The sequence below is a fragment of the Bacteroidales bacterium genome (genome assembly GCA_017521245.1).
In the GTDB taxonomy this organism is placed as follows: domain Bacteria; phylum Bacteroidota; class Bacteroidia; order Bacteroidales; family G3-4614; genus Caccoplasma_A.
The window spans coordinates 1-4,134 of the sequence record JAFXDI010000036.1 but is presented as its reverse complement, the minus strand read 5'-3'; the positions used below and the strand labels follow the sequence as shown (position 1 = coordinate 4,134).

The window sequence follows — 4,134 nt, the reverse complement described above, 5'->3', positions numbered from 1 at the left end:
GATGCATCGCTTGCATTTTTACCCATAAAGTTTTTGGTCCACCACCAACGCCATGTTGGAAGATAATCTTGCATACCAAGATTGTACCATTCTCTATCAAATGTAGTTACTCCTTCCTCTTTGAAGAACATTCCGTTTCCCAAGTTAAAGTATGTAACAAATGGGTCAGTTGCCAATGTACCTCCATCCTGTGGAGTTAAAGTACTGCGTGCTGTAATAAGACTTGAAAATCCGTGAAAATTGGTAGCAGTTGAAGTATGACGCAATATATTTGAAATAGCAGGAGTATTTACTGGGTTATATGACGATCCTGTAAATGAGTTCTCCGAAATCAATTGATATGTTTTTTGTAACTGAATAGGGTTTGCTCCCAACTCTCCGCGAGATTCATAAATCATATTCATATTATGGGCACCCCACAATCCGAATGATGTATTATAATATTGAAGAGCAAGCCAGTCAGCATTACTACGTCCTTGATAATCCATACCTGCATAAACATCAAAACCTGAGCGACCTTGTCCGTTTGCTGTAGATACAGATGTATTCAACTGACTGCTACCCCAATTATAATTTAAGAAATAAGCATCTGAGACCTTTTTCCCATTATAATGAAACCATTGTACACAACCGCTGTTAAGTACACTATAATCGCCATAATCTCCATCATTTGAAGTAAACGAATACCATGCATTATTGAAAGGTACTCCGTAAGATGCTGCATTTGAGTAACAGTTACCCATTAAGTTTTTAAATCCTGTTGCATCCAACAAATCCCAAGAGAACTCTGAGTTAAAACCTACTCCGTCAACACCATAATAACGAAGATATTTCAATAGTTTATCATAACCTCCAGTTACAAGAGCATTAATATTTGAACCATGACTTCCATCATTTTTTGAAGGGGATGCTCCAAAAGGAACTGAAGCGACAACTCCCGAACGCACACCATTTTTGTGACAAGCATCAAGAAATGCTGCAGGGGCTTGAATTAAAGGAGCAGTCCAGTTTCCATAAACATCGGTATAACTCCACATTGAATATACCTCTCCTCCAAAATAATATGCAGGGATTCCATTCCAGTTACCATTATTTGCAACACCAAGTGGACACCACCATAACACTTTTCTTTCAGGATTAAGGTTCTCTTTTACCTGTGTACCTGTAAACGTAAAACGACTACGAGGTTTTACACGAGAAATAAAGAACTCTTCATTCTCTGCCGCCTGAGAATCACTGCTATATAAAGCATATCCTGGCGACCAATTACCATATGCAGTGTACCAAGGAGTTGAACCTCCTATCTTCACATATTGCTCGTGAGTTGGAACACCTTGAGCTGATGCTAATGCACATACAGCAACTAACAATGTTAATAAAACAAATCTTTTCATTCTGTATAGTATTATAGAAAAACAATATAAGTCAAATTATGAAACAAGCAATGTCTCCATTATTTTACAAATATAGAAATTATTTAAACAATTTAAAATATTTTTTAACAAAAACAATTAGTTGTTATGCTAATTGCTAATTGATCCAATTAGAGTAATTGACACAAAAAGAGGGTGCAGAAAAATTTCTGCACCCTCGTAAAGTTATTTTCTTGCTTTATTATCGGTTTCTAACAACTACCCGCAGGGCGGTTGGTTTACGAAACCTACAACCAAGAACTACTTTTTAGCTACTTTCATAACTTTAAGCAATCCTTCTTCTCCCTTAACTTTAATGAAGTAGATTCCTGCCTCTCCGTCAACAGGTATGTTTACAATCTCGCCTGCTGTTGCAGATAATGAAGACTGGCTAAGCATACGTCCTGCATTGTCATAAAGCTCAACGGTGTAGATGCCATCCTCTACGAAACTTACATATACCTCATTCTCAAATGGGTTGGGGAATGCTTGCATCATATCCTCCACTGCTACATCCTCTATGCCTGTTGGTTCAACAACAACAACATCGATAGTCTTAGTATCTGAACCCCATCCGTTAGATAGTGTCAATGTTGCAGGGAATGTTCCTGTCTCCGGATATGCTACTACTGCATTACCACTTGCATTATCTCCTGATGCAGTTTGTATTTCTCCACCTTTGAACTTCCATGTAGGTAATGTCTCAATCTTATAGTTTGTTCCTGAGATAAATGGTGCTCCTGCTGCAAATGTAATAGGTTTAGACGTATATTGATTGTTTGATATTGTTGTAGGATCATATATACCGGCAACCAAAGTTTTATTATAACCTATACTCTTCATGGTATTATTAGATTGTGCTTCACTTTCAAAATCCCAATAACCGATAAATGAAGGATCGCTTACATCTGTTGTGTGTTGCATTGTAGCTTTAACCTCATTAGCAGTTAGGGCTTTCTTATATAAACGAACCTCATCAATTGTTCCGTCTATACCCGCACGTTGATGAGCATGACCTCCTAACATAATTACGTTAGATGACTTCCATGTATACAATGCTTGCTCAGCAACCTCTCCTCCTACAAGTTTACCATTGATATACAAATACATTGAACGGTTACTTGTATAACCTGAAACCATAGCCACATGATACCATGTCTCTGGTTTAAATTGGAAATCTTTAGAGATCTCAATAATATCACCTCCATTCTCTCCATATAAACGATATGAGAAACCTAATGTTCCCTCTTCAATCTCGGCAGTATTGTTATTTTCTGGTTGGATAGAACTCCATACAAATCCCCAATCACTAGCAGGCCATATATCTGATGCTGTACGAATATTCAAGAATTGTGTACCACCTTCTTCGTGATTGAAGCGATTTATATATAGCCAGAATGTCAACGAGAACGCTGTTTGGTCATTGAATCCAAGTTGAGAAGCAGGGATACCGAATGCTTTCTCTCCAAGTGCCATACCGCGTGATACATATCCGTCAGAATTTTCACGTCCCTCATATACAAACTCTGCTTCATTTCCTTTTACTTCAGCGGTACTCATTTCAAAACTCTTAATAACTGGCAATGCTCCTACCTCTGCTGGTGAAATTTGGATCTTACCGCGATATACCTCTGTTGTTCCTTTCATTGTCAAATACAAGTCATAGATTCCCTCTTCGCTTAACGATGTTGTAAATGAGTTTGCATTGAATGTTCCTTTTACAGCGTCGTTCTCTGAGGCTTTAATTACCCATGTTGCTGCCGCGTGTGTTGGGTCATCAAATGCAACGGTAAACTTCTCGCCTGCTTTGATAATTGGTTTATCTATTGAGAAACCTTCAACTGTTTGGTTTGCAGGCACGTCCATATATGAACTCCAGCTAATTGCACTCTCGCTCTTACCATCTAAAGATACTGCACTTACTCCTACTCGGATTTTTCCGCCTTTTTCAAGATCGTAAGGTGCTCCAACCACGTATGCTGCCCACGATGTTGTTGAGGTACACAATACTGCTTCTCCTCCTTCTTGTTGTGTGTAGATTTTGTAGAACCATGTATTGACATCTGCGTTATAAATTGATTGATATGATTGACGTCCTGATGAGTTTTTATCGTGAGCTGTCATATCAAATATAACTTTTACGTCAACACCTTTGTAGTTACGAGCCATTGTTTTTGATGTCTTAATTGTTGGCGCTCCTGGTGTTACTGATGTTCCGCGAGTTAAAGATATTTCACCAATCAACACTTTGAAATCTGATGTTGTGTTTTCAAATTTCAATCCAAGTTGAGCTAATATTTGTCCGCCTAATTTCAAACCTCCACGATTGGCAACTTTAATATCTTTAAACTCCCACTCATCATTTGCTTCTGCATTTGATACTATTGTTGCTGCAACCTCTGTTGTAGGTGCGGCTTCAGTTGATGTGGTTAATGCTATTGTTCCTGATCCTGAAACAACTTTGTAACGAATGGTGAAAATATCGTTATTTACCAAAGGATATTTTGTTTTGAATAGTTGCAAGTATGCTTTGGTTGTTGCTCCTGTAATTTGCAAACATGAACCTCCAAACCATGCATCTTCCCATGTGAACTCTGCTGTCATATCTGTTGAAGCATCTGTGGCATTTTTTCCCATAAAGTTCTTTGTCCACCACCAACGCCATGAGGGCAAATAGTCTTGCATTCCTAGGTTGTACCACTCTTGATTGAAGGTTGTTACG

The 4,134-nt window shown here is 38.3% G+C and carries 2 protein-coding genes; both read right to left on the bottom strand.

Translation table 11 applies throughout. The features are described 5' to 3' along the window. A partial coding sequence (locus IKK64_06000; GenBank protein ID MBR4119616.1) for a secretion protein Por occupies positions 1-1,394 on the bottom strand: 1,394 nt, incomplete at its 3' end. A gap of 279 nt (positions 1,395-1,673) precedes the next feature. After that, positions 1,674-4,134: T9SS type A sorting domain-containing protein (locus IKK64_05995; GenBank protein ID MBR4119615.1), on the bottom strand; the 2,461-nt coding region annotated here is incomplete at its 5' end.